This is a genomic window from Moorena sp. SIO3B2 (assembly GCF_010692525.1).
GTDB lineage: Bacteria > Cyanobacteriota > Cyanobacteriia > Cyanobacteriales > Coleofasciculaceae > Moorena > Moorena producens.
This window is the reverse complement of record NZ_JAAHHE010000317.1, coordinates 1-3,502: the sequence shown is the minus strand read 5'-3', so window position 1 is coordinate 3,502 and position 3,502 is coordinate 1. Positions and strand designations below refer to the sequence as shown.

Here is a 3,502-nt window from a genome sequence, read left to right as displayed (position 1 = left end):
GTATCTGCTAACAATTATCGCTACAACATGTATGAGCGGATAGACCTATACTACCAAGCTACAAAATTGCCAGTGCTCAACAGTGAGTTTAGTTGGGGACACACCAGGTTTACTCAACGAGCCTTACCCGATGAACCAGAAGACGGCTTTTCCGAAAGGTCACGGATGATGCGTAATGGCGCTAAGTCCTTAGCCAGGGCTTTGACTCATCCCGCTTTTGTTGGTTATACCTGGTATCGTTGGGTAGATTTGCCCGGTCATACACCCCCGATTAGTTTTGGTCTAGTCACTATTAAGGATGATCCCAATCTCTCCCATACAACCTTACTGAAGCGATTGAATGCTAGAGCGGATGCGATCGCAACTACTGGTTTAGGCCGGTAACTAGACCTGTTGCAAATCCCTATATCTTTGGCAGTAAAGGTAAATCCATAACGTTTAACGTAAGCATTCAGCCGTCAGCCGTCAGCCGTCAGCCGTCAGCTTTGTGGCACAGGCTTCTAGTTTGTGCCACAGCCTTCGACGCTGTGACATAACTCAGCATTATTCGAATGCTGACCTGTTTGATTCAAAAGCCCCTCAAGTAGCACCATCCGTAGCGCATTAGCTGATAGCTGATAACTTATAGCTGATAGCTGATAGCTGATAGCTGATAGCTGATAACTTATAGCTGATAACTTATAGCTGATAGCTGATAGCTGATAGCTGACTGCTTAACTACTTACTTGCTGTAATAAAAACAAAACGGTCAGGAAATTCAAGGATAGACTGTTGAGCATATTTTTCTGATATTTCTGCTAAACCTTCCTCTAACTGTTGATCATCAAAGAATGACAGTAATGACATATAGCGATTTTCTACCATTTTCAAGTATTGCTCTTTAGGAATTGACTGAATATATTCAACAAAATCAACTGAGACCTTGAAGCCGACTTTATCAAGTAAACTAGTGAGGTCGTTATAGTTAGGTTGCCCTCTTTCATATCGATCTAAAGCTTCCTTGAATAAAGGATAATCAATAGTTGGAGGCAGAAGGATCAGCAAAAACATTCCTCCACTATTTAGCCTTTGGAACAAACTACTAAATAGTAATTCTTTATTATCTATATGATGAATTGCTTCCTTCATATAGACCTTATTATAACCTGAAGTTTCAGATACAAAAGTAATCGCATCTACTGCCCTAATTTGGTATTGGGGGCTTAAGGGAATTTGTGATAGCATCTCTTCAGAAGGATCGACGCAGATAATCGGATTATCTAACTGTATTTCCTTAGGAATTGCTTGGGTAAAAAGTCCTGTCCCGCAGCCTAAATCCACAAGACTATCTGTTGAGGTCAAGCGTAAATATTCACTAATTTTTAACCCCATAAATCTAATGTAGTCTTCTGAGTAACTCCACAAATCATCATAGATACTCCCGATTCTTTTATAGTGTTTTTGATTTGAGCTACTCATGGCTTTAATTCCTATTGTTCTTTATGATTATCAATATAGCGGTTTTCAATTGGTGAAGTACAAACTTCTGGGTTTTAGGGAACAGGGAACAGGAAAAAAATCCTGTAGAATAGGCATCTTGCCTGTTCGGCGATGTTTTGGGGCGGGCAGGATGCCCACTCTACCGGTGGAATAGGCATCTTGCCTGTTCGGCGATGTTTTGGGGCGGGCAGGATGCCCACTCTACCGGTGGAATAGGCATCTTGCCTGTTCGGCGATGTTTTGGGGCGGGCAGGATGCCCACTCTACTCCTATTGATTGAAAGATTCAGCAACGCCCGAAGTCTAGTTAATCAACGGCAAACTCTGTGTATTGGCGCATGTTGGGGGAGTGGAAGCCAAGGACAATATCCTCAGCTGGAACACCGAGTTCAAGCAATTGGGTAGCAATTCCAATTTCGGTGCCATCATGCTCAATCCAGATTTTACCAAAAATAATGGGTCTAAAGCCCCGTCCTTCGTTCGACGGCTTTCTTTTTCAGCTAAAACTTGACAGTTTTCACAGAGCGTGTTAGGATGAATATCTAAGCAATAAACTAAAAACGTAGATAAATACTATCTAAAAATAAGTAGGCAACGTAAAAAATATGTATCAGATACATATTGCGTAATTTGGTCTAACGACTTAAGCGATGCAGAGGTGCGACCCGTGGCGAATTTAATTCGCCAACGGAAAGCGCACCTAAGCGGTCTTGGGGGTTTCCCCCATGAGCGACTGCATCAAGACAACGTCTATGAAAAAAATTAGATTAAAAAAGTATCTATCTATAATATAAAAAAAAGGTACGGTGGGGCACACCGAAACCTAGGTCATAGACCAAATACGCTTGGGTCGAGGAGACCTCTATTTTGCCTGGCTCCGGCCTGGTTAAACAAGTCACCTCGTTGTTCGCGTAGCGTGGCCTACGGCCAAGCAAGAATCCCCGTCCTTCCAGGGCGGGGAGTGTCAACATTTTTGATATCTAAGTGGAGGCTACATCCGTGGGTGCGACGGTTATCCTTCCAGCCAGTGTGCAGCAACAGATAATGATCTCGTTCTGTGTCCAAAACCGCCTGGGCTTCGATTTATGGGAAGGTGGGCTTACGATTGGCTCGTTCTAGCAGTAATTCCTGAATCCACTGACGATATTGTTCTACAGATTCTTCTACACCCATTGCCGAATAACCTCGTGAGTTTGGTCATAGATAAGTAAGTTGATTTGAGTCTTATCAATTACTGATCGTACAAAGCGTCGCTGGAAGAAAGATTGGTAAATTGTTTCAGGAATAGCAAGGTAAAGATTACGTTGAGAATCAACTTCATTTAGGGCAAATTGATAGTTGATGCATTGCCCAAGGGCAGTATGAAAATCGGAGACAAGGGATCGACCAATAAAGCTTTTGATTTCCACAGCAATTTTTTCTCCTGCTCGTTCCGCAGCGATTAGCTCTTCAGCAAGATCAATTTCAAAATCCACTTCTCCAACACTCAACTGATAAGGATCGGCAGTAATTACCCAGTTCTCTTTTTCTAGGGCAGTTCTCACTGCATTGTGGAAACGATCCTTTGCCATGAGATTTTAAAAGAAATAGGAACCTTTTCTGGTAAGATTATATGCTAGATCGAATGTATTGATCATGCGATCGCACCAGCAAACCTTACTTTTAAATAGTTCACCGGTCTAGTGGTATATCCTCATACAGGAGGCTAGATAATGGCATTTGAGTTATTTTCACGGGTGGCCCTGGGGGAAGATTTTCCCAAGCATAAGTTGCAGCAAGGGGATATTGCAACGATTGTCGATCACCATCCAGTAGAAGACGCAGAGGATGGTTATAGTCTGGAAGTTTTCAATGGGATCGGGGAAACGATCGCCGTTTTAGTGGTTTCCGAGTCACAAATTGAGCCATTAATGAAAAATGAGGTTCTGCATATCCGAATATTAGATGAAGCGGTTTGAAGCTACAACCGATCAATCTCATCAACGCTCAACCCCGTATATTGGGCAATATCCTTCAGGGGTAAC

At 42.6% G+C, this 3,502-nt stretch carries 4 protein-coding genes and 2 pseudogenes; 2 read left to right on the top strand and 4 right to left on the bottom strand.

The features are described 5' to 3' along the window. Nucleotides 1–384 (top strand): annotated as a pseudogene (locus F6K38_RS32325) (hypothetical protein); the annotation flags it as partial. A gap of 333 nt (nt 385–717) precedes the next feature. Here F6K38_RS32325 and F6K38_RS32320 read toward each other — a convergent pair. The 4 genes and pseudogenes from F6K38_RS32320 to F6K38_RS32305 form a co-directional block, all read right to left on the bottom strand. Next, nucleotides 718–1,458 (bottom strand): class I SAM-dependent methyltransferase, encoded by a 741-nt coding sequence (locus F6K38_RS32320; RefSeq protein WP_287359178.1) that lies wholly within the window; start codon nt 1,456–1,458, stop codon nt 718–720. 327 nt (nt 1,459–1,785) lie between these two features. Further along, nucleotides 1,786–1,926: pseudogene (locus F6K38_RS32315) on the bottom strand (element excision factor XisI family protein); the annotation flags it as partial. 473 nt (nt 1,927–2,399) lie between these two features. After that, nucleotides 2,400–2,561: an element excision factor XisI family protein gene (locus tag F6K38_RS32310; protein ID WP_287359189.1), complete on the bottom strand. Its 162-nt coding sequence runs from the start codon at nt 2,559–2,561 to the stop codon at nt 2,400–2,402. Between the two features lie 80 nt (nt 2,562–2,641). After that, nucleotides 2,642–3,049, bottom strand: a complete 408-nt coding sequence (locus F6K38_RS32305; RefSeq protein WP_287253445.1) for a XisH family protein — start codon at nt 3,047–3,049, stop codon at nt 2,642–2,644. A 141-nt stretch (nt 3,050–3,190) separates the two neighbouring features. Here F6K38_RS32305 and F6K38_RS32300 point away from each other — a divergent pair, with 141 nt between their 5' ends. Beyond that, a complete protein-coding gene (locus F6K38_RS32300) occupies nt 3,191–3,436 on the top strand; it encodes a DUF4926 domain-containing protein (RefSeq protein ID WP_008186894.1) in 246 nt (81 codons plus the stop codon). Nucleotides 3,437–3,502: the final 66 nt, after the last annotated feature.